Origin of the sequence: Streptococcus cristatus, from assembly GCF_003943815.1 — a bacterium.
Classification (GTDB): domain Bacteria; phylum Bacillota; class Bacilli; order Lactobacillales; family Streptococcaceae; genus Streptococcus; species Streptococcus cristatus_F.
Window position 1 is genome coordinate 35,775 of record NZ_RJNA01000014.1, and the last position, 20,793, is coordinate 56,567.

Genomic DNA, 20,793 nt, shown 5'->3' on the forward strand with positions numbered 1-20,793 from the left:
CTTGAGTACTGAAGGATAGCGAACTTAATCATCTGAGTCTAGCGGCAAGTAAAGACTGATCTGGGTGAATTTATCTGGTTCGGACTGGATTTCCATATGGTAGTCGTCTCCGAACTGCAATCTCAAGCGTTGATCGACATTTTTCAGACCGACACCGCCTAAGCGAGGGAGAGTCATGTCCGTAGAATCGCGGAGTTCAAAACCGCGGCCGTTATCATAGATAGACAGTATCAGTTGCCCCTCTTCTGCTGCCGCAGTCACGCGAATCATGCCCTGTCGGTCAATTTCCTTGATGCCATGGTAGATGGCATTTTCAACCAAAGGCTGAAGCACCAGCTTGGGCAGTTTATAATCAGCTAGAGATTCATCCTCTTCAATCTCATATTGGAGCTTGTCACCATAGCGCTGCTTCTGGATAAAGAGATATTGACGAACGTGATCAATCTCATCTCTAAGAGAAATCTGTTCGTGTCCTTGATTGAGCGCCAAGCGGAAATACTGAGCGAGTGATTTTGTTACCTCAACAACACGCTTGCTGTCGTTAAACTCAGCCATCCAGACAATAGTATCCAAGGTATTATAAAGGAAATGGGGGTTGATTTGAGCTGAGAGAGCTCGGAGCTCATAGCGACGGACATTTTGTTCTTCAGTCTTGACAGCTTCCATTAGTTGTTCAATTTGGTCCAGCATTTTATTAAACTGCTGAGCCAAGTCAACCAACTCTGGAGAACCCTTTGCTTCTGCCCGAAGGTTTGAGTCACCTGCTCCAATCTTCAGAATAACAGCTTGTAGATTCTGCAGAGGTTTAATCCACAACCGTAGGACAAACCAAATACCAGTCAAGCAAAGCAGGAGTGCTAAAACACCCATTCCTACAAAAGAATAAAGCATCTGCGACTGAAGCATCTGCAATTGCTCTAAAGAGGCAACGCCAATTAGAGTCCAGTCGCTGTCCGCAATATCAATCTGGTAGACAAAAGCCTGTTTCTGGTCTGCGTAACCGTCCTTGACCGAGATATAGGGCTGCATAGCTTTCATTTCCTGACTGGATGAATAAACACTTTTCTTGGGATGATAGACAAATTCATGCTGGCTATTGACAATAAAGCTAAAGCCTTTCTTCCCCAGCTGAAGCCGATCCAAATAGGCTTTGAGACTCTTATAGCCGATATCCAGACGCAAAACCCCGAGATTCTGTCCTGCTTCATCCACTACTTCCTGAGTGACGGAAACAACCCACTTCTCCTTCTCAGATGACAGAGACTCTTTGCGAGCAGGAGTCAAGACAGGCATGACTTTGGTATGAACAGCTTCCTGATACCATTTTTCATTCATCATATCAGAGGATGTCTGCATGCTGATTTGAGTATCTGTCGAGACCACGCGCCCGTCCTTAGTAACCAATACTGCCGACACCAAATCTGGATCTGTCTCAATGATGGTTTTCATCAAAGCCCGTACTGAGGTTTCGCTGCTTTCTTGATTCTGAGCAAACTTACGAATCGTTTCTTCCTTGCTCAATGTAGAGGTGGTTTGTTTTAATTTCTGCAAATAGGAAGCAATGAACTGCCCGCTTTGCTCCATGCTATTGCGCGTCGTCCGCTCTGTCAGCTGCCGAATAGTCTGCGAGCTAGTCTGATAGTAGAGACTCCCAACAACCCCCAAGAGTAAAAGAACCAGCAGAAAAATATAAACAATCAACTGGATAAGAAGCGGATAGCGTTTCATTTCTCCTCTCCTTTTTTAAACTGCCGAGGTGTCAGCCCAACCACCTGCTTGAAGCGCTGAGAAAAATAGTTCATATCTTCAAAACCTACCTGCTCTGCTATTTCATAAATCTTCAAATCTGTAGTCAGGAGTAAGAGTTTAGCTTTTTTGATTCGCTCTTGAATCAGATAATCTTGAAAGGGCAATCCTAGTTCTTTTTTGATGAGAACGCTGAGATAGGAGGGACTAAAGCCCAGCTGAAAGGCCAAACTTTTCAGACTTAATTCCGAATCAGCTAGACGCGTATGAATAGCCTCTTCCATCTCAGAGCGCTGCCCCTGATCGACCAAGTTTTGAATCTGGGCCTTTTTACGCTCCTTATCAAGCTTAGTCTGCAGCTTGGCCAACATTTTCTCAACATCATCCTTGGAAAAAGGCTTTAGCAGATAGTCATCTGCACCTAGCTTAATGGCCGACCGAGCATAGTCAAAGTCATCATATCCCGTCAGAAAAACGATATGGCACTTAGGAGCCTGGTCTCTAACTAGCTTGGCCAGTTCGAGACCGTTCATCTGTGGCATATTGATATCGGTTAGCAGGATGTCAGCAGGATTTTCCTGAAATTTCTGCCAAGCTTCTCTTCCATTTTCAGCCTGAGCAATAACTTGCATACCAAACTGTTCATAGTCTACCAAGGACGCAATCCCCTGTCTTACCAGATACTCATCCTCTACAATCATAATTGAATACACAAGATTCAACTCCTTATTTATACTGGATTTATTATAGCAAATTTTCAATCAAAATGCTCTTAAACATAATCCAAAAGATAACCGTAGCCCTTCTCTTCCATCTCAGCTTTTGGAATGAACTTAATTGACAGACTATTGATGCAATAGCGCAAGCCGCCCTTGTCCTTAGGGCCGTCAGTGAAAACATGGCCCAGATGCGAATTTCCAACCCGACTGCGAACTTCCGTCCGAGTCATGTTGAAACTCTTGTCTTCCTTGTAAGTCGCTACATCTGGACTGATAGGACGGGTGAAACTTGGCCAACCGCAGCCAGAGTCAAACTTATCCTTTGATGAAAAAAGAGGCTCTCCCGTCACCACATCTACGTAGATACCCGCTTCGAACTTATCCCAATAGCGGTTAGAAAAGGCGCGCTCTGTGTCATTCTTTTGCGTAACTGCGTATTCTTCTGGCGAAAGCTTAGCCTTAATCTCTTCATCGCTAGGCTTAGGATAGCGACTAGCTTCGATAACAGGATAAGCAGCTTGATTGACATCGATATGGCAATATCCATTAGGATTCTTTTTTAGGTAATCCTGATGATAATCTTCTGCCTTGATAAAGTTTTTCAGAGACTCTTTTTCAACAGCCAAAGGCTTGTCATATTTCTTAGCTACTTCATCAAAAACTTGATTGATGGTATCAAGATCAGCTTCGTCCTTATAATAGACACCTGTCCGATACTGGGTGCCCTGATCATTTCCCTGCTTGTTTTTGGAAGTTGGATCAATAATGCGGAAATAATGTAGTAAGATTTCTTTGAGAGATATTTTTTTTACGTTATAGGTAATTTTTACCGTCTCAGCGTGACCAGTTTGGGAAACTAATTCATATTTGGTCGTGTCACCCTTACCATTTGCATAGCCGGACTCAGCATCCAGTACACCTGGCACGCGAGAAAAGTACTCTTCTACTCCCCAAAAACAGCCACCAGCCAGATAAATCTCCCGCTTGTCCTCTTCCTTAACATCTTCTTTCTTTTGTTTGGTCACTTCTGTCTTGCTCATAGAGGCTTTCTTAATTTGCTCAATATTGGCCTGAGATGGGCTAATAGACGCGGAGCCCTTAATTAGGAAAAATAGACCAAAACAGGCAAGCAAGCCAACCAAAACCAGAAAAATCTTCCATTTGCCTTCCATGCTCATTACTCCTTTCTACTTGATTTCCTTTAGTGTTTCCTCAATATCTTCCTTACTCATGTAGCCCACATGAGTTTTAGCAAGTGAGCCATCACTATTGATAAAGAGAGCAGATGGGTAGGATCGAATACCGTATTCTTTCAGTAATTCCCCCTTAGTATCCATAAGAACTGGCATGTTCTTGTAATCCAAAGACTTGTACCATTCCTTGAAATCATCAGCAGACTTTTCTCCGTTAAAAGTCGGAGACACTACCGACAGGACAACATAATCTTTTCCTGATTGCTCCTTAGCCAAATCATTGGTATCTCCAAGGGTGGATAGACAGATAGAGCACCAAGAAGCCCAAAATTTTAGATAGACTTTCTTGCCTTTGAAATCAGATAGCTTGTAAGTCTTTCCGTCCACACCTTGCAGACTAAAATCCTTGGCCATCTTTGTAGCTTGATTTGAATCTGTCTTACTAGTCATGGAACTTTTATCATTTTTAGAACCTCCCGAATTCATTTGCTGATTTGAGCAAGCTCCCAATAAGCCGACACAAAGCAGACTGGCAGTCAAAATCGATAGTTTCTTCATTATTTTCTTTCCTTTCAAAATAAGGAGAAAGCCGACAAAACTGACGACTTCCACCCTTATTGATAATTTTATTTATCAGATGACATCTCTGATGAATCTTTCATGTCATCCTTCATACTTGAGTCGCTAGATTTCATATCATCTTTCATGTCAGACTTACTGTCGGACATCATAGAAGAGTCCTTCATCTCATCCTTTTTCATCTTGTCATCAGACATGCTAGAGTCTTTCATATTCTCCTTCTTCATGTCATCTTTTTTCATATCGTCTTTCTTCATCATACTGCTGTCATCCATCTTTTTCATATCTGAATTTGACTTTTGACTGGAGCAAGCAGCCAAGGCAAAGATACTAAGAGTAGCCATTGTAAGGGTAGCGATTTTTTTCATGATATTTCTCCTTTAATTATATAATATTTATCCAAATAGTGACGCTAAAGCGTTTAGATTTCCGAGCATAAGTAGAATTCCCATAAGAATGATGAGTGCACCGCCGATTTTCTTAAGCGTTCCCATATAAGGTTTGAGTTTCGCAAAGCGCTGTAATACCCAGCCGGAAGCCAAAGCCATGGCTAGAAAAGGAAGGGCTAAGCCAAGTGTATAAACCAACATAAGCAAGCCTCCCTGGAGAGCGCCGTTACCGCCAGAAGCAGCAATTGCTAAAACAGAGCTCAGAACAGGTCCCACACAGGGCGTCCAACCAAAGCTAAAGGTGATACCCAAGAGAAAAGCGTTAAGAAAATCACTTCTTTTACTATTCTTTTTAAGTTGGATGCTCTTTTGCTTTTGCAGTTGCTGGATATTAATGATTCCCATCTGGTGAATTCCCAGTAGAATGACAATACCGCCCAGAACGTAGCGAAACCAAGGGGCATAGAGGACTTGTCCTAGAGCGCCAGCTCCATAGCCCAAAACTAAGAATACAGTTGATAAGCCAGCTATAAAGCAGAGCGTCTTAGCTAGACCATACCAGGAAATGTCTTTTCCCATAAACCGAACCGTTTTCGGCTGATCCGAATCCAGCAGAATTCCTACATAAACCGGCATAAGCGGTAAGATACAAGGGGAGAAAAAGGAAAGAATCCCCGCCAGAAAAACAGAAATAAAGAACAAAAAGCTTGCTGCCATTTCAAAAACCTCTCAATCATTTTTCTGACTATAGTATAAAATAAAAATCCCCCTAAAAATAGGGAGATCGATTTGAAAAAACTTGAATTTGATTTTATCTTTGCTAAATCAAGAATTGAAAACGTTCACCAATTGCTGTGGATTTATGTTAAGTTGAGAGTAAATGTAAAAGTGCTTCCTAGGCCACACTGGCTTTCGACCGTTATTTCCCCACCCAGCTGATGAGCCAACTCACGTGCAATAGCAAGACCCAGACCATGCCCGCCTGTCTTCATATTACGAGATGTTTCCACACGATAAAGGCGTTTGAAAATCTTATCCAAATCCTCAGGAGCAATACCCTGTCCTTCATCTTTCACACTTATTGTCAAGATCTGCTCAGTTAATTGAGCCACGACCTCAATTTTAGTTCCAGAGTCTGAGTACTTAAAGGCATTATTTAGCAAGTTGACCAAGATACGGGAAAGTTTATCGTAATGGCTCTTAATTTTCGCTGACTCAGGGGACACTTGAATGTAGATGTCTCGCTCCTCCTGCTCAATTAATAGTTGAAATTCACTCATGACCTCAATCAATAGCTGGTCTAGAAAGACTATTTCGGCTTCTCCATCCGATTCTATTCGAGGCTGGGCATTAAGAGTCAAAACATCCAATTCTTCCACCAATTTATTCAAGCGCTCTGTCTGACGGCTAATCGTGGTCAAGTAATGAATCTGCTCCTCTTCTTCGATCACTCCATCTAAAATCCCCTCCACAGTCGCCTGAATAGAGGTAATGGGAGTTTTAATATCGTGAGAAAGCTGGGCAATCATCATTCCTTTTTCTCGTTCACTTTCATCAAGCGATTCAAACGTTTCTTGCAAATTATGCGACATATCGTTAAAAGCCTGACCTAACTCTTGAAATTCGATAGGGCCCTTGGCGTCAATCTCTGTACTAAAATCCTTGTCAGCTATATTCTGAGCCTGTTTTTTCAGATGCCAAAGGGAAGAAAATACTGGCGATAAAAGAAAGAGACTGACTGCCGCTCCTATAAAACTAGCAATCAAGGTCATTCCAACTAGGAAATAAATCTCGCTTTTTACAATCAACATTCGCTGGACTGCCCAGAAAACTAGTAAAATCGTTAGTAGGCTAGAAATCAGATACCCCACCAGAATGTAACTTTTTAATTTCATTTTATACCTCGTGCTCCTTCCATTTTATACCCCAGACCCCAGACAGTTTTGATGGCAGGAGTGTCTGAACTGGCATACTTGGTCAATTCCTGTCTCAGAGCATGGATATGAACATTAAGGGTATTGGTATCATCTACGAAGTCTTCCTGCCACACCTTCTCGTAAAGCTCCGTCTTTGAAAAAACTCTCTCAGGATTACTAGCTAAAATCCAGAGCAGTTCAAAGGACTTCACTGTTAATTCCAAAAAATGCTCCCCGATGCGAGCCTCATGAACCACATGATTCATCACCAAATCGCCGAGCTCAATTTGTTCGATCTCGCCTCCACGATGAAGTCGACGCAAAATATTATTGACTCTTAGCACCAGCTCACGCGGACTAAAAGGTTTGGCTATAAAATCATCTGCTCCTAAGCTCAAACCGTAAATTTTGTCTTGATCGCTAGTCTTAGCCGTTGTAAAAAGAAAAGGCTGATCAGGTGCTATATACTGAACCTCACGGATAAAGTCATAACCGTCCATATTCGGCATCATGATGTCCGTGATGATCAAGTCAACAGATTTCTTTCGGAAAAGATCTAACCCCTCCACGCCATCTCGAGCCACTAAAACATGGTAGCCATCCTGCATAAGATAGCGCTTTTGAATATCTAGAATATCCATCTCATCATCAACGAGTAAAATTGTCTTTCCCATTTGCCAATCTCCTGATAAAAACAGTGTTATACTGGCTTTAGTATAACACTATTTTTAGTAATTTTTAAATGATTTGAACCTTAATCTTTTTGTTTTTCTTTCAAACCTAGAAGGCTAAGAATTCCTGCCAAAGCTAGTCCTAAGAAACCAATGGTAGCTGTAGCTGTTTGAGCCTCACCAGTTTTTGGTAACGTAGGCTTATCATTTTTTTTCATCGTATCTGCCATCGGCTTAGAAGTTGGGTGTTCCCCCTTCACATCAGTCATGCGATGATCTACTTCCTTCGTACCCTCAGCTGTACTCATAGAATCTGTTGCAGAAGGCTTCTTATTCATCTGACCTTCTTGAGATGGTGTTGTAGAAGGTTTCATATTCATTTGACCTTCTTGAGATGGTATTGTAGCCATTTCTTTTCCACGAAGCTGAATCGTTACTTGACGAGTCGCGATAAGATTTGTCAAATCTGGTTTGCCATCTTTAGCACCATAGACTTTGACAGTTGCTTGGTAAGCATATGTTCCATTAGCACGAAGCTGGTCGAGAAGGGCTTGCCCGTCTTTACCTGTAGTATTGCCGTTCAAATCCACTTCGTAGAAGTATTGACCCTTCGCTAAGCCTTCAAGTGGCAAGAGAGCTGGATTTTTAGCTGTTCCATTGTCTGACCAAGGTGCCTTATCAGAAGATTTGAGCAAGAGGCGCGTCAACATGCCGTCGCCACCGAAAGCTTCATACGGGATGACTTGGTTAACACCCGCCAAGAATGGACCAGGAACATTTGCTTTTTCTAGGTAGCTGGCTGGAACGTCGATATGGTCTTTGATATTTTTAGTGACTGAATCTTTGACTGCTTCTTTTGAAATAAGGCCATTCATGTCAACCGTCACATTTTTTGTCGCAACAAGATTGCTTAAATCTGGTTTACCATCTTTGGCACCATAAACTTTGACAGTAGCTTGGTAACTGTGAGTGCCATTAGAACGAAGTTGGTCGAGAAGGGCTTGTCCGTCTTTACCTATCGTGTTGCCATTCAAATCTACTTCGTAGAAGTATTGACCTTTGGTCAAGCCTTCAAGCGGTAAGAGGGCTGGATTGTTGGCTGTTCCATTATCTGACCAAGGTGCCTTATCAGAAGATTTGAGCAAGAGACGCGTCAACATACCATCTCCACCGAAAGCTTCATACGGAATGACTTGATTAACACCAGCCAAGAATGGACCGGGAACGTTCGCTTTTTCTAGGTAGCTGGCTGGAACGTCGATATGGTCTTTAATATTTTTGGTGACTGAATCTTTGACTGCTTCTTTTGAAACAAGGCCGTTCATGTCAACCGTCACATTTTTTGTCGCAACAAGATTGCTTAAATCTGGCTTGCCGTCTTTGGCACCATAGACTTTGACAGTCGCTTGGTAAGCATATGTTCCATTAGAGCGAAGTTGGTCGAGAAGGGCTTGCCCATCTTTACCCGTAGTGTTGCCGTTCAAGTCTACTTCATAGAAGTATTGACCTTTGGCCAAGCCTTCAAGCGGCAAGAGGGCTGGATTGTTAGCTGTTCCATTATCTGACCAAGGTGCCTTGTCAGAAGATTTGAGCAAGAGACGCGTCAACATACCATCTCCACCGAAAGCTTCATACGGAATGACTTGGTTGACACCAGCCAAGAATGGACCAGGAACATTTGCTTTTTCTAGGTAGCTGGCTGGAACGTCGATATGGTCTTTAATATTTTTAGTGACTGAATCTTTGACTGCTTCTTTTGAAATAAGGCCATTCATGTCAACCGTCACATTTTTTGTCGCAACAAGATTGCTTAAATCTGCTTTTCCATCTTTAGCACCATAGACCTTGACAGTAGCTTGGTAAGTGCGAGTTCCGTTAGTGCGAAGTTGATCGAGAAGGGCTTGCCCGTCTTTACCGGTAGTATTGCCGTTCAAATCCACTTCGTAGAAGTATTGACCCTTCGCTAAGCCTTCAAGTGGCAAGAGGGCTGGATTGTTAGCTGTACCATTGTCGGACCAAGGAGCCTTGTCAGAAGATTTGAGCAAGAGACGCGTCAACATGCCATCTCCACCGAAAGCTTCATAAGGGATGACTTGGTTAACACCCGCCAAGAATGGACCAGGAACATTTGCTTTTTCTAGGTAGCTGGCTGGAACGTCGATATGGTCTTTAATATTTTTAGTGACTGAATCTTTGACTGCTTCTTTTGAAATAAGGCCATTCATGTCAACCGTAACATTTTTTGTCGCAACAAGATTGCTTAAACCTGGTTTGCCGTCTTTGGCACCATAGACCTTGACAGTAGCTTGGTAAGTGCGAGTTCCGTTAGTACGAAGTTGGTCAAGAAGGGCTTGTCCGTCTTTTCCTGTAGTATTGCCATTCAAATCCACTTCGTAGAAGTATTGACCTTTCGCTAAGCCTTCAAGTGGCAAGAGAGCTGGATTTTTAGCTGTTCCATTATCTGACCAAGGAGCCTTGTCAGAAGATTTGAGCAAGAGGCGCGTCAACATGCCGTCGCCACCGAAAGCTTCATACGGGATGACTTGGTTGACACCAGCCAAGAATGGACCAGGAACATTTGCTTTTTCTAGGTAGCTGGCTGGAACGTCGATATGGTCTTTAATATTTTTAGTGACTGAGTCTTTGACTGCTTCTTTTGAAACAAGGCCGTTCAGGTTAACAGTTACATTTTTTGTAGCTACGAGATTGGTTAAATCTGCTTTTCCATCTTTAGCACCATAGACTTTTACAATCGCTTGGTAAGCATTTGTTCCATTAGTGCGAAGTTGGTCGAGAAGGGCTTGTCCGTCTTTACCTGTAGTATTGCCATTCAAATCCACTTCGTAGAAGTATTGACCTTTNGCTAAGCCTTCAAGTGGCAAGAGAGCTGGATTGTTCGCTGTTCCATTATCTGACCAAGGAGCCTTGTCAGAAGATTTGAGCAAGAGACGCGTCAACATACCATCTCCACCGAAAGCTTCATACGGAATGACTTGATTGACACCAGCCAAGAATGGACCAGGAACGTTCGCTTTTTCTAAGTAGCTAGCTGGGACGTCTACTGAGTCCTTAGTATTTTCTTCAACTCCTTTTTTAACTTCATCTTGAGTCGTTACTGATTGAGGAGTAGTCGCTTCAGTGTCCTGTTTTGAAACTACATCAGGAGTTGCCACTGGCTTAACTTCTTCTTTGGGTTTGCTAACTTCTGGCATAACCTCTTCTTCTTTTGGTTTTGCAGCTTCTTCATTAGGATCTGAGCTAGACTTGTCTGTAGAATTAGTCTCATCGACTACTTCCTTTGGAGTTGGAGTCGTCTGATTTGCAGTAAGAGCTGAATCTACAGCTTCTTTCAGAACTGTCTCTGGCAACTCATTCTTTTCTACTGATGATGAATCTACTTGAAGAACTTGAGCAGGGGTTGAAGTGAGAACATCTGCGTGTACAGTGTTCGGTTGACCAACTAGCAAAAAGAAACCACTGGCAACTACGACGGAAGCCACACCTACGCTTAAACGGCGGATTGACCAGCGAGTATACTTTTGATTTGGATTGAATTTCATAAGATTCTCCTTTAGGTTTGTTTTTTTGATGACTTTAGTATAATCTCCTAAGATTAAATGGGGATAAGAAAGAGTTAAAATTTTTCTTAAATCTATCTTATAAAATCCTTATATTGTCTTATTATTCATAAGAAACAACTTGAGTTTCTTCACCAAACATTCCCAGTCTTAAACTTAAATCACCTACTACAATTGACAATGAGTCAAAAAAATCCACCACACTGTGGTGAATTTTCTTCTTATGCTTCAAATTCAAATACTTCACTTTTTTGCTTGTTTGGCAAAAGGAGAGAAAGCAGGATGCCAACCAGAGCCGGTAGCAACCAAGGCAGAGAAGCTTGAGCAAATGGTAGAGCATTAACCAGATTGAGAATGGCAGTTAGCTGGAATTGTCGTCCCAAAATGCTAGCAAAAGCAATCAGCGTCACCACTGCTATGGTCAACTGCATTCCTGGTTTAGAAAGTGGTAAAAAGCGATTGACCATGACAATCATGACAATTGTGATTGTAATAGGATAAAGAATTTCCAAAACTGGAACTGAATACTGGATAATAGCATTCAAACCAAGATTTGCAATAGCGAAACCAACTAGCGTAAAAATGGTCGCATAAACCTTATAAGATACTTTCGGGAAGGTATTGTGGAAAAATTCGCCAGTTGAGACGATGAGTCCAGCTGTTGTTGTAAAACAGGTCACCGTTACCATAATTGCTAGGAAAATTTGAGCCATTGGACCAAAGATAGCCTGAGTTGCAGAAGATAAAACAGAAGCCCCTACGTTTGCACCTTTCGGTAAATTCGCTAGATCAAGTGGGAAGTGATTTCCAAGGAAGGCCAAACCGATATAAAGAACGCTAAAGCCCAGCGCCACAAGGATACCCACGATCCAAATAGTAGAAATATATTCTTTTTTATTCTTGAAACCGAGTTGGTTGAGTGTCGTCACAGCAACCACACTAAAAGCAACTGAAGCCAAGGCATCCAGAGTATTGTAGCCTTGAAGAAAGCCTGCCCCGAAAGCTGAAGCAGCATATCCCCCTGTTGCTCCTTGAGGGGCAGTGGAACCATATTTGGCAGCGCCTAACACAACTAAAACTACAATCAAGAGGGCAAAAATTGGTGTTAGATAACGACCGATACTATCAAGGATTTTTGAGGGATTGAGGGCAATCAGATAGGCCAAAGCAAAATAGATCAGCGTGAAGCCGAAAAGCCAAATAGTATGAGAACCTGCAGGCAACATGGGCTCAATCCCGACAGAAAAGGCAGTGGTCGCCGTCCGAGGAATGGCAAAGAAGGGACCAATTGAAAGATAGAGGGCTACCAAGTAAGCAACCGCAAACCAAGGGGCAATCTTTTTCGAAATTTCATCAATATAGCCCTTGGGATTCAAAGTACCTATAATCAAGGTTAGAATAGCAATACCGACGCCCGATAGGACAAAGCCTCCAATAGCTGGCCAGAAATTTTGACCAGATTCCAAACCCAATTGAGGTGGGAAAATCAGGTTACCGGCTCCGAAAAACATTCCAAACAAAAGTAAACCGGTCAGGGATCCTTTTTTTATCATCGTCATCTCCAGTCTTTTTAAGATTTTTCCATTATACCGATAAACACCACTCATTGCAAGAATTTTGAAATAAAAATTGCCTTTTCTCAACCCTAAGAAAACCGCTAAACATAATACGATTTATTACGAATTTTTTTATTTAATTTCGATTTATATCATGTTAGTGATTCCTTTTTTATTAGATGGACTTATGCTATACTAGTTATAAGTTCATTTGCGAGGTTTTATTATGGTACTTCATCTAGTCTGGCTTATCCCTGCTGCTATATTTACTTTTTTAGTCTATCGGGAACCTAGAAGTTTATTCAACGCCTATCTCCTGACCTTCACTCTTATGATGATGGGAATTGTTTTAGCTGGGCTTACGATTGTTAGCCTTGAGCGATTTATTGGTTATAAACCAGCTATTATTAGCTTTTATATCCTGCTTTTAGCAGTCCCCTTTAGTATTTTTGCTTCTACTGCTTATTTGATTTTTAATGGTCGCCAAATGCTACAGCTAGAGGGGCTCAGACTAGCCAATCTACTATCGCTTCTCTACGGTCTAGCAATCATAGGGCTTAGTTTACTGCATTTTCTCGCTCCACGGTCATTTCTTGCAATTTTGATTTCCCTCGCTGATTTGCTGCTCTTTTACGGTACCTTTCTCTATCTTTCCTATATCATCTACGCATTCTTTTTAAATCTCTTTCCAGTTAAGAAAGAGCCTCAGACGATCATTATCCTCGGTGCAGGATTGTTTGGAGACAAGGTGCCTCCCCTACTGGCTCAACGATTAGATAAAGGCCTAGCCATCTATGAAAAATTTAATCAGAAGCCAGTCATCATTGTCTCTGGCGGTCAGGGAGACGACGAGTGGATTTCCGAAGCAGAGGCCATGACAGGATATTTGATAGATAAAGGAGTCCCAGCTGACAGTATTTTCCTCGAAAATAAATCTCGCACTACGCTTGAAAATCTCATATTCAGTAAACTGCTTATGCTAGCACATGGACTGGAGCAGGATCGGGTTGTCCTTGTCACAAATTCTTTCCATGCACTACGTGCTGGCATCTATATGAAACAAGTTGGTCTCAAAGGCCGCAGCATTGGTTCTCGCACGGCCTTCTATTTCCTTCCTTCTGCATGGATCCGAGAAACCGCTGGCTTGATCCGTATCTACTGGAAATGGCATGCGTTTATCATCGGAATTCTACTGCTTCCCTTCCTTTTCTCCTTATTCCACACATATTTTTCATTGTAAAAAGCCCTAGAAAAAGGTATAATGAAGGTAAGAAAAAAATGGAGGTCCGTCTAAGATGAAATTTACCATTGATAAAAGTTTAGCAGAACTTGGAATTAGGAGTGTGGTCCTTGCTATTGCTAGAAACGTTGATCCTCAAGCACCTTTATCTCAAGCCTTTCTCCAAAAACAGAAGAAAGCAGAAAACTGGGCTTTGAATTGCAATCTAGCAGAGATCATTGACCATCCGACCATCCAAGGCTACTGTGATTTGCTACAGAAAGTGGGGCGCAGTGTTAAAAAGAATCCGCCAACTGTACCAGCTCTGATCCGCAATATCCAACACCGAGGCTCCATTCCAAGGATCAACAGCATCATTGATATTTATAACGTGGAATCCTTGCATTCTCTTCTAGCTATTGGCGGGCACGACCTTGATAAAATCGGTGATGAGATTGAATTTACTGTCAGTCAGAAGGACGATATTTTCCTCCCTATCTTATCCAAGGAAAAGCACGTAGCTCCTACTGACTATGTCTACCGAGATGAAAAAGGCATCCTTGCCTGGCTTGACGTTCGTGACAGCGACCTTTATAAATTTGATGATAGCACCAAGAATGCCATTTTCATTATCCAAGGAAATGCCCATACGTCTGTCCAAATGCGACTAGAAGCCCTTGAACGCATTCACCAGGATTTAGCAGCAGCCATGCCAAATCTCGAATTTGAAACCTATGTCGTTCAAGTAGAGGATCTTTAAGCAACTTTCCAATCGACAAGCTTTTGAAGTAAAACTCCATCAAATTATAAATCAAAAAGGAAACTCAAGCGAGCTTCCTTTTTTGTATGTCTAGGCTTCTTTCTTGTCTGAAAATTGGCTCATATACAAGTCATGATAGAATCCCTTGTCGGCCAGCAGCGACTTGTGATTGCCCTGCTCAATGATTTGTCCATCCTTGAGCACCAAAATCTTGTCTGCTTCTTGGATAGTAGACAAACGGTGCGCAATGACAAAGCTCGTCCGCCCCTGCATAAGAGTTTTCATGGCTTTCTGAATCAAGAGCTCCAAACGAGTGTCAACTGAGGAAGTCGCCTCATCTAAAATCAGAATCTTAGGATCTGCCAAGAGAGCCCGTGCAATCGTCAGGAGTTGCTTTTGACCTAGCGAAATATTGCTAGACTCCTGATTCATTTCCATATTGTAGCCACCTGGCAAGGTACGGATAAAGTGGTCCACGTTGGCTGATTTGGCTGCTTCCACAATCTCCTCATCGGTAGCTTCAAGGTTACCAAAGCGAAGATTTTCCTTGATAGTTCCTTCATAAAGCCAAGCGTCCTGCAGAACCATACCAAATTGCTTACGATAGTCTTGACGGGATAGCTGACGAATATCGTGGCCGTCTACGCTGATAGAGCCCTTGGTCACATCGTAGAAACGCATGAGAAGGTTGATCAGGGTCGTCTTACCAGCTCCAGTCGGCCCGACAATAGCCACCATTTCACCCGGCTGGACTTCCAGATTAAAGTTGCGAATCAGCGGCTTGTCTGCCACATATTGGAAGTCTACATCTTTGAAGCTGACTTGACCAGTCAAGTCCTTGTCTAGCTGGATAGTATTATCCATGACTTCATCTGGCTCATCCAAAATCTGGAAAATCCGATCCAGCGAAGACTTGGCACTCTGGAGCTGACCAGCCAGCTGGGTGAGGTTTTGGATGGGTTGATTGACCTGCCAGACGTACTGGACAAAGGCCTGCATATTCCCGATAGTCAGCTGACCAGCAATAACCTGCAAACCGCCTACCAGAGCGACGATGAGATAAGTCAAATCAGAAATCGCATTAAGAACGGGCATCATAAGCCCTGAGATAAAGCTGGCTTTAAATCCGACTTCCTGCAAATTTTGAGTAATAGCTCGAAAATCCTCAGCCGAAGTCTCTTCCCGACCATAAAGCTTTAGAACATTGAAACCTGACAGATTTTCCTGGACGAAGCCATTCATAGCACCCAAAACATCCGCCTGCTGCTTAAAGTAAGGCTGGGATTTTTTGAGGATGAATCTCGCTCCCAAATAGGTCAGAGGAATGCTGACAATAACGATCAAGGCCAGCTGGATATTCAGATAAAGAACCATCCCGATGACCAAAATAAGGGTCATGACGGCATTGACCACCTGCAAAAAGCTTTGTTGGAGAGCATTTGAGACAGTCTCTACATCGCTGGTAAAGCGTCCAATCAAATCACCGAACTGGTGCTTATCAAAATACGAAACAGGAATTCGATTGATTTTACGACTGAGCTCATTGCGCATATCGCGAACGGTGCTCTGCACTGCATTGGTCATGAAATAGTTAGAGAAATAGGCACCAATCTCATAAAAGAGGGCACGAATAAAGTAAAGCAGCATAATCCAAGCCACGTAGCTGCTATTGATGGCTGCACCGGGTAGTCCCTTGGCCATATCCAGCAGATTTTGCGTCAGCTCAGTGATGGCAAGCCCTAGGACAAAAGGCTCTAGGACACTCATGACCACACTGACAATCTTGAGGAAGACTGCAAGAAGCACGGCGGCTTTATAGACTTTTAGATAGCCCCATAAACGGACAAAACTATTTTCTTTCATCTCTTCCTCCTATTCTTCTGTTAGTGATTGGCTATTGAGCTGGGAATTGGCAATTTCGCGATAGATAGCATTATTTTCCATCAGTTCCTCATGCCGGCCTCGACCCACGATCTCACCCTTGTCTAAGACAATGATTTGATCCGCGTCCATAATAGTTCCGACCCGCTGAGCCACAATGAGAACCGTTGCATCCTGCGTCACTTCCTTAAGTCGGCGGCGCAAAGTCGCATCCGTTTTGTAATCCAGAGCCGAGAAGGAATCATCAAAGATATAAATGTCTGGCTCCTTGACGACCGCACGCGCAATGGATAGACGCTGCTTTTGACCACCAGATAGATTGCTGCCGCCTTCAGCCAAATGCGTCTCGTAGCGCTCTTCTCTGCTCTCGATAAAGTCGCGAGCTTGAGCCACATCCGCTGCTTGATTGAGCTCCTCAGAGCTAGCATCTTCCTTACCATAGCGGATATTTTCAGCGATCGTCCCGGTAAATAGCAGAGCTTTCTGCGGAATAAAGCCAATCTTCTGACGGAGGGCCTTTAGATTATAGGCGCGGACATCCACACCATCCACCAAAATTTTGCCCAAGGTCACATCATAGAAACGCGGAATCAGCTGAACCAAGGAAGATTTACCAGAGCCTGTTGAGCCGATAAAGGCGATCGTTTCCCCCGGCTTGGCCTTAAAAGAAATATTATGGAGGACAGGATTTTCCGTCTCACCTGGATAGGCAAAGGTTACATTGTCAAATTCCAGATAGCCACGAGTCGAAGTTTCCGTGATCCCATTCTCATTTGGATCGATGGAAATCGGCATATCCATGACTTCCTTCAGACGCTCACTAGAAACCGCCGTCCGTGGATACATGGTAAAGAGACTGGACAGGAGCAGGAAGGACAGAAGGGCATGGAAACTGTATTCGATAAAGGCCACCAAATCCCCGATTTTCAGCTCGCCGCTGCCCAGTGGCTTAAGAGCAAACCAGACAATGGCCACAATCATAGCAATGATAATCTGCACAAAGAGAGGCTCCGTCAAACCCGTCAGCTTAAAGAGACGGTTGGAATTCTCCGCATAGATTTCATTCTCATTAGCAAAGCGCTCTTCCTGAAATTCCTCACGGGCAAAGGCTCGAATGACCCGCAGACCGGTTAGATTTTCCCGAGCATACTGGTTGATCTTGTCCAGCGTCTTCTGCTGCTTTTCAGACAGGGGACGCGTCTTGACCGCAACATACCAAACTACGATTGCCAAAAAAGGCACTGAAATCGCTACAATCCAAGCCATGGACGGACTGGTCAGGAAAATCATGAGGATAGACGACAACATCATGATAGGCGTGATAGCTCCCATCTTGAGCGTTTGCTCAGCAAACTGCATGAGGACAAAGGCATCACTGGTAATCCGCGTTACCAGCGAAGAAACGCCAATCTGCTCATACTCATGATGGGAATACTCCTGCAGCTTGTCATAGAGATCATTCCGCATATCTCGCACCATGCTGGTCGTTAATTTTCCAGCAGCATAGGAAAGGACGATCCGCCCCAAAATCCCAAGGATAATAACCAGCAGCATGATAAAGCCCCAGAAATACAGGCGTTCCTGATCGCCTTGGTTAATCCCTTCGTCAATCATGCGCGCCAAAACCGTTGGCAGACCTAGATTGACCACTACAAAAAAGATGGCCGACACAAAGTCTAGCACCAACCACTTGGGGTAGCGTTTCAAATAAGACCAAATGTAAAGCATAATCCCTCCATTTTATATAACAATAAAAAAGCACTGAAGAGTACTTTTAGACAGAAAAGAGCGCGCAAATGCACGCCTTATTAAAAATATTATAGCAGAAATATGAAAGAGCGTAAAGACTTATCAGCATATCTTTTCTTCGAGTTTATATTTTATTTTAAAAAGCATTACTTACTCCGATTTGTTAAAACTTAAATAATTACAAAAAAGCCAAGTCAAAAGACTTGGCTTTTTTAAAATTGGATACTATATTACTTAAGAGTAACAATTTGCAAATCCTATTTTCTCCCAGTATTAGTGGGTTAATTCCTCAATTTTCAACTCTGGCAGGAATTTGGTAGGTAAATTGATAATCCAAGATTATCTAAACTGCTTGTAATCTCTTCTGAAATTGTTGAATCACCTGAATAATACCAATGACTATATGTATTCAACGTGGTTGACTTATCAGCATGTCCTAATCGATATGAAACGTATAAAGTATCCTTATGTAACACATTTATAAGATAAGAGGCATGGCTATGTCTTAAACCTTTACCTGTAATTTCTGGTACACCAGTAATCTTAGCATGCCTTTTTATTATCCTAGAAATTGTAGACTTACACAAGGGGGCACCAAAACGTGATATTACATAATCTTTATCATCATTCTTGATTTGAACTTCTCGCCATTTTTTAAGTATTGTAATCGTAAAATCATCTAAATCAATTTTACGATTCCCTGCTACTGTCTTTGTTTGTTGTTTAGCATACCATACACCGTTTTTGTCTTTCTCAATTGTCGAATGAACATGAATCCATTTACGTTCAAAATCAATATCTTCCCATTTAAGAGCAATACCCTCACTAACTCTTAAGCCAGTCATAAAATATAGCCAGATCGTCATGTAATTATGGAGTCCCTCATACTCACTAATATCAAAAGAGTTTATTACCTTCTTAAATTCATCAAATGTCCAAAATTTTGTATCAGGGTGCTTTCCTCTAGGATTATCTAATCCTTTAAAAGGAACTCTATCAATATAACCCAATCTTTCTGCATAGCCCAGACATGCTTTAAATCTAGACCACATATTTTTAGCATAGTTACTAGAATACTTGTCTATAATAGCTAAGCGAAATCTTTCACAGTCAATAGTACTAATATCTGATAATTTTTTACTACCAAATTGCTTAATAAATAACTGATGATGTGGTAAAGCGGTCTGATAAGTTACAAATTGAACTTTTTGTTGATAATATTTTAAATAAATCTCTTCCATAAACTCTCTAAAAGTTAGAAAACTATTATTAATAGTAGAGTTCACAAATTCATGTTTTAAACGAAGTATCTCTTCATATGCTTCCTTAAAAGAATTAAACGGTAGTCCCTGTTGATTTTTCCTTCCTTTCTTTTGAATTCTTTTCCCAGTTATTGGATCAACTCCTAATTCAATTTGAAAATATATTTTTCCTTTTGAATCTTTGTATACACCTTTATATTTCTTTGTCTTTGATATAACCATTTTTCTCACCTTCTATATCTGAAAAAGAAATACCAATTAAATTTTCTACAATATTTTTAGGAGCAATGCCTAACCTTTTATTATCGAAAGGTGAACATCCTAATTGTACCGCATTCTTATCATTTTTTCTAGCTTCTTCAAACTTTTTTACAGCAATCTTTTTTGCTTGTCTAATAATATTCCTCGATGTGTGCTCTGGAAAACCAATCGCAACTAAATCTTTATAGTTTACTGTTTCCATGATTTTACTACTTCCTTTCTTAGATTTTTTCACCTCCATGGCATGACTGATGAAGTCATCATAAGAATTTCACTTGCTGCTCTTTTACGGTGGCAGCCTGAACGGTCAGAAGTATCATTGTATATCATTTGTATCATGGCATATAAAGTATCGCTCTATTTTATTGATGGTTTTTATATCGCTCTTATCATGGCGAGCCATTCAAAACTGCTCCACAAATGAGGAAAGTACCATTTTGGACTATTTAATTGTCAAAGAACCAAATAAAATAATCTCCTCATTTTCACACTCTATGAAATTGAGGAGATTATTTTCTAAAGCGAATTTTATCAGGAAAATCTGTCAATCCCAATAGGTAGTCTGTACTGACATCGTAAAAGTTTGAGAGAGTTACCAATACATCTGCTGTTAACGTATGCTCACCCCGTTCAATTTTAGCATAAGCTGAGTTTGTAAACGAAAGTATTTTAGCTATTTGTTTTTGGGTCAAATCGTGATCTTCCCTCAAATCTCTCAAACGTCTGTACATCTAGCTTTCTCCTGAGAAAAGTATAATATATAAAACTAAGAAATCATTCAAAGTGTCCTAACTGGACATTTTGAACTAAAATTAATCTATTAAACATATCTCATAAGCATATCTATTATAGGTAAGACAATATTAAGAAAGACGGTCAAAATCTATTAACCGTCTAAAAATGTNATAAGCTATTAAAAAATCAGCAGTAATCCGGTAACAAAAGTCACATAATTTTGTTAAGGAAGGGATTAATGATGTCCAGATTACTACTAACCAGCAAATTGAAAAATGCTCAACATGATATTTCTAAGATGAATCTCTTACTTTCAGAACCTAAAAGTTGAATAATAGCCACTCCCTACTTATCAATAAAATTATCCGTTGCATTAACAGATGTATATAAACCAATCCATGGATTTCAAAGCAATTAACTAGACTTTATTTGTCAATAACCACAAAATTAAATTAGAAAAATCATTAGTAATTAATTGGAGTCCTTTATGATGCTTTTTAAATAAAAGTAATACTTCTCAATATTTTAACTGAACTAAAAAAATAGCATAATGATATCTTGATTGTATTCTTATAAAAC

17 protein-coding genes are annotated in these 20,793 nt (G+C 41.4%); 2 read left to right on the forward strand and 15 right to left on the reverse strand.

What is annotated here, in order from left to right:
- Positions 1-24: 24 nt before the first annotated feature.
- The 10 genes from D8872_RS08875 to brnQ form a co-directional block, all read right to left on the reverse strand.
- On the reverse strand, positions 25-1,728 hold the full coding sequence (locus D8872_RS08875) for a cache domain-containing sensor histidine kinase (protein WP_125390680.1): 1,704 nt from the start codon (positions 1,726-1,728) through the stop codon (positions 25-27).
- Positions 1,725-2,459, reverse strand: coding sequence for a response regulator transcription factor (locus D8872_RS08880; protein WP_125390681.1), 735 nt, complete (start codon positions 2,457-2,459; stop codon positions 1,725-1,727). Before D8872_RS08880 ends, D8872_RS08875 begins: the two co-directional genes overlap by 4 nt.
- Positions 2,460-2,518: 59 nt before the next feature.
- The gene (gene msrB / locus D8872_RS08885; RefSeq protein ID WP_125390682.1) at positions 2,519-3,637 is read right to left on the reverse strand and encodes a peptide-methionine (R)-S-oxide reductase MsrB; all 1,119 of its coding nucleotides are present in this window, start codon (positions 3,635-3,637) and stop codon (positions 2,519-2,521) included.
- A 15-nt stretch (positions 3,638-3,652) separates the two neighbouring features.
- Positions 3,653-4,216, reverse strand: coding sequence for a redoxin family protein (locus tag D8872_RS08890; protein ID WP_125390683.1), 564 nt, complete (start codon positions 4,214-4,216; stop codon positions 3,653-3,655).
- A 68-nt stretch (positions 4,217-4,284) separates the two neighbouring features.
- A complete protein-coding gene (locus tag D8872_RS08895) occupies positions 4,285-4,605 on the reverse strand; it encodes a hypothetical protein (protein WP_125390684.1) in 321 nt (106 codons plus the stop codon).
- A gap of 27 nt (positions 4,606-4,632) precedes the next feature.
- Positions 4,633-5,343, reverse strand: a complete 711-nt coding sequence (ccdA2, locus tag D8872_RS08900) for a thiol-disulfide oxidoreductase-associated membrane protein CcdA2 (protein WP_125390685.1) — start codon at positions 5,341-5,343, stop codon at positions 4,633-4,635.
- Between the two features lie 143 nt (positions 5,344-5,486).
- A complete protein-coding gene (locus D8872_RS08905) occupies positions 5,487-6,521 on the reverse strand; it encodes a HAMP domain-containing sensor histidine kinase (RefSeq protein WP_125390686.1) in 1,035 nt (344 codons plus the stop codon).
- Positions 6,518-7,216 carry a response regulator transcription factor gene (locus tag D8872_RS08910; RefSeq protein WP_125390687.1) on the reverse strand — a complete coding sequence of 233 codons (699 nt, stop codon included), beginning with the start codon at positions 7,214-7,216 and terminating at the stop codon, positions 6,518-6,520. The genes D8872_RS08905 and D8872_RS08910 overlap by 4 nt, the downstream gene beginning before the upstream one ends.
- An 80-nt stretch (positions 7,217-7,296) precedes the next feature.
- Positions 7,297-10,773: an SSURE domain-containing protein gene (locus D8872_RS08915; protein WP_125390688.1), complete on the reverse strand. Its 3,477-nt coding sequence runs from the start codon at positions 10,771-10,773 to the stop codon at positions 7,297-7,299.
- A 239-nt stretch (positions 10,774-11,012) separates the two neighbouring features.
- Positions 11,013-12,344, reverse strand: coding sequence for a branched-chain amino acid transport system II carrier protein (gene brnQ / locus D8872_RS08920; RefSeq protein ID WP_125390689.1), 1,332 nt, complete (start codon positions 12,342-12,344; stop codon positions 11,013-11,015).
- A 229-nt stretch (positions 12,345-12,573) separates the two neighbouring features.
- Here brnQ and D8872_RS08925 point away from each other — a divergent pair, with 229 nt between their 5' ends.
- Both D8872_RS08925 and D8872_RS08930 read left to right on the forward strand, forming a co-directional pair.
- Positions 12,574-13,587 carry a YdcF family protein gene (locus D8872_RS08925; RefSeq protein WP_125390690.1) on the forward strand — a complete coding sequence of 338 codons (1,014 nt, stop codon included), beginning with the start codon at positions 12,574-12,576 and terminating at the stop codon, positions 13,585-13,587.
- A gap of 55 nt (positions 13,588-13,642) precedes the next feature.
- Positions 13,643-14,326, forward strand: coding sequence for a B3/B4 domain-containing protein (locus D8872_RS08930; RefSeq protein WP_125390691.1), 684 nt, complete (start codon positions 13,643-13,645; stop codon positions 14,324-14,326).
- Positions 14,327-14,416: 90 nt separating this feature from the next.
- Here the strand turns inward: D8872_RS08930 and D8872_RS08935 are convergent, their stop codons facing one another.
- The 5 genes from D8872_RS08935 to relB all read right to left on the reverse strand — a co-directional run bounded on the left by D8872_RS08935 (position 14,417) and on the right by relB (position 20,210).
- Positions 14,417-16,189 (reverse strand): ABC transporter ATP-binding protein, encoded by a 1,773-nt coding sequence (locus tag D8872_RS08935; protein WP_125390692.1) that lies wholly within the window; start codon positions 16,187-16,189, stop codon positions 14,417-14,419.
- A gap of 9 nt (positions 16,190-16,198) precedes the next feature.
- On the reverse strand, positions 16,199-17,935 hold the full coding sequence (locus tag D8872_RS08940; protein WP_125390693.1) for an ABC transporter ATP-binding protein: 1,737 nt from the start codon (positions 17,933-17,935) through the stop codon (positions 16,199-16,201).
- 317 nt (positions 17,936-18,252) lie between these two features.
- Entirely contained in the window at positions 18,253-19,440 is a 1,188-nt protein-coding gene (locus D8872_RS08945; protein WP_037612959.1) for a tyrosine-type recombinase/integrase, read from the reverse strand.
- Positions 19,412-19,681 (reverse strand): DUF3173 family protein, encoded by a 270-nt coding sequence (locus D8872_RS08950; protein WP_000450956.1) that lies wholly within the window; start codon positions 19,679-19,681, stop codon positions 19,412-19,414. Before D8872_RS08950 ends, D8872_RS08945 begins: the two co-directional genes overlap by 29 nt.
- A 307-nt stretch (positions 19,682-19,988) precedes the next feature.
- Positions 19,989-20,210, reverse strand: coding sequence for a type II toxin-antitoxin system RelB family anti-toxin (gene relB / locus D8872_RS08960; protein ID WP_016397755.1), 222 nt, complete (start codon positions 20,208-20,210; stop codon positions 19,989-19,991).
- Positions 20,211-20,793: the final 583 nt, after the last annotated feature.

Coding starts and splice junctions, on each gene's coding strand:
- D8872_RS08875 (WP_125390680.1), bottom strand. CDS start 1,728: ATGAAACGCTATCCGCTTCTTATCCAGTTGATTGTTTATATTTTTCTG.
- msrB (WP_125390682.1), bottom strand. CDS start 3,637: ATGGAAGGCAAATGGAAGATTTTTCTGGTTTTGGTTGGCTTGCTTGCC.
- D8872_RS08890 (WP_125390683.1), bottom strand. CDS start 4,216: ATGAAGAAACTATCGATTTTGACTGCCAGTCTGCTTTGTGTCGGCTTA.
- D8872_RS08895 (WP_125390684.1), bottom strand. CDS start 4,605: ATGAAAAAAATCGCTACCCTTACAATGGCTACTCTTAGTATCTTTGCC.
- ccdA2 (WP_125390685.1), bottom strand. CDS start 5,343: ATGGCAGCAAGCTTTTTGTTCTTTATTTCTGTTTTTCTGGCGGGGATT.
- D8872_RS08905 (WP_125390686.1), bottom strand. CDS start 6,521: ATGAAATTAAAAAGTTACATTCTGGTGGGGTATCTGATTTCTAGCCTA.
- D8872_RS08910 (WP_125390687.1), bottom strand. CDS start 7,216: ATGGGAAAGACAATTTTACTCGTTGATGATGAGATGGATATTCTAGAT.
- brnQ (WP_125390689.1), bottom strand. CDS start 12,344: ATGATAAAAAAAGGATCCCTGACCGGTTTACTTTTGTTTGGAATGTTT.
- D8872_RS08925 (WP_125390690.1), top strand. CDS start 12,574: ATGGTACTTCATCTAGTCTGGCTTATCCCTGCTGCTATATTTACTTTT.
- D8872_RS08930 (WP_125390691.1), top strand. CDS start 13,643: ATGAAATTTACCATTGATAAAAGTTTAGCAGAACTTGGAATTAGGAGT.
- D8872_RS08935 (WP_125390692.1), bottom strand. CDS start 16,189: ATGAAAGAAAATAGTTTTGTCCGTTTATGGGGCTATCTAAAAGTCTAT.
- D8872_RS08940 (WP_125390693.1), bottom strand. CDS start 17,935: ATGCTTTACATTTGGTCTTATTTGAAACGCTACCCCAAGTGGTTGGTG.
- D8872_RS08945 (WP_037612959.1), bottom strand. CDS start 19,440: ATGGTTATATCAAAGACAAAGAAATATAAAGGTGTATACAAAGATTCA.
- D8872_RS08950 (WP_000450956.1), bottom strand. CDS start 19,681: ATGGAAACAGTAAACTATAAAGATTTAGTTGCGATTGGTTTTCCAGAG.
- relB (WP_016397755.1), bottom strand. CDS start 20,210: ATGTACAGACGTTTGAGAGATTTGAGGGAAGATCACGATTTGACCCAA.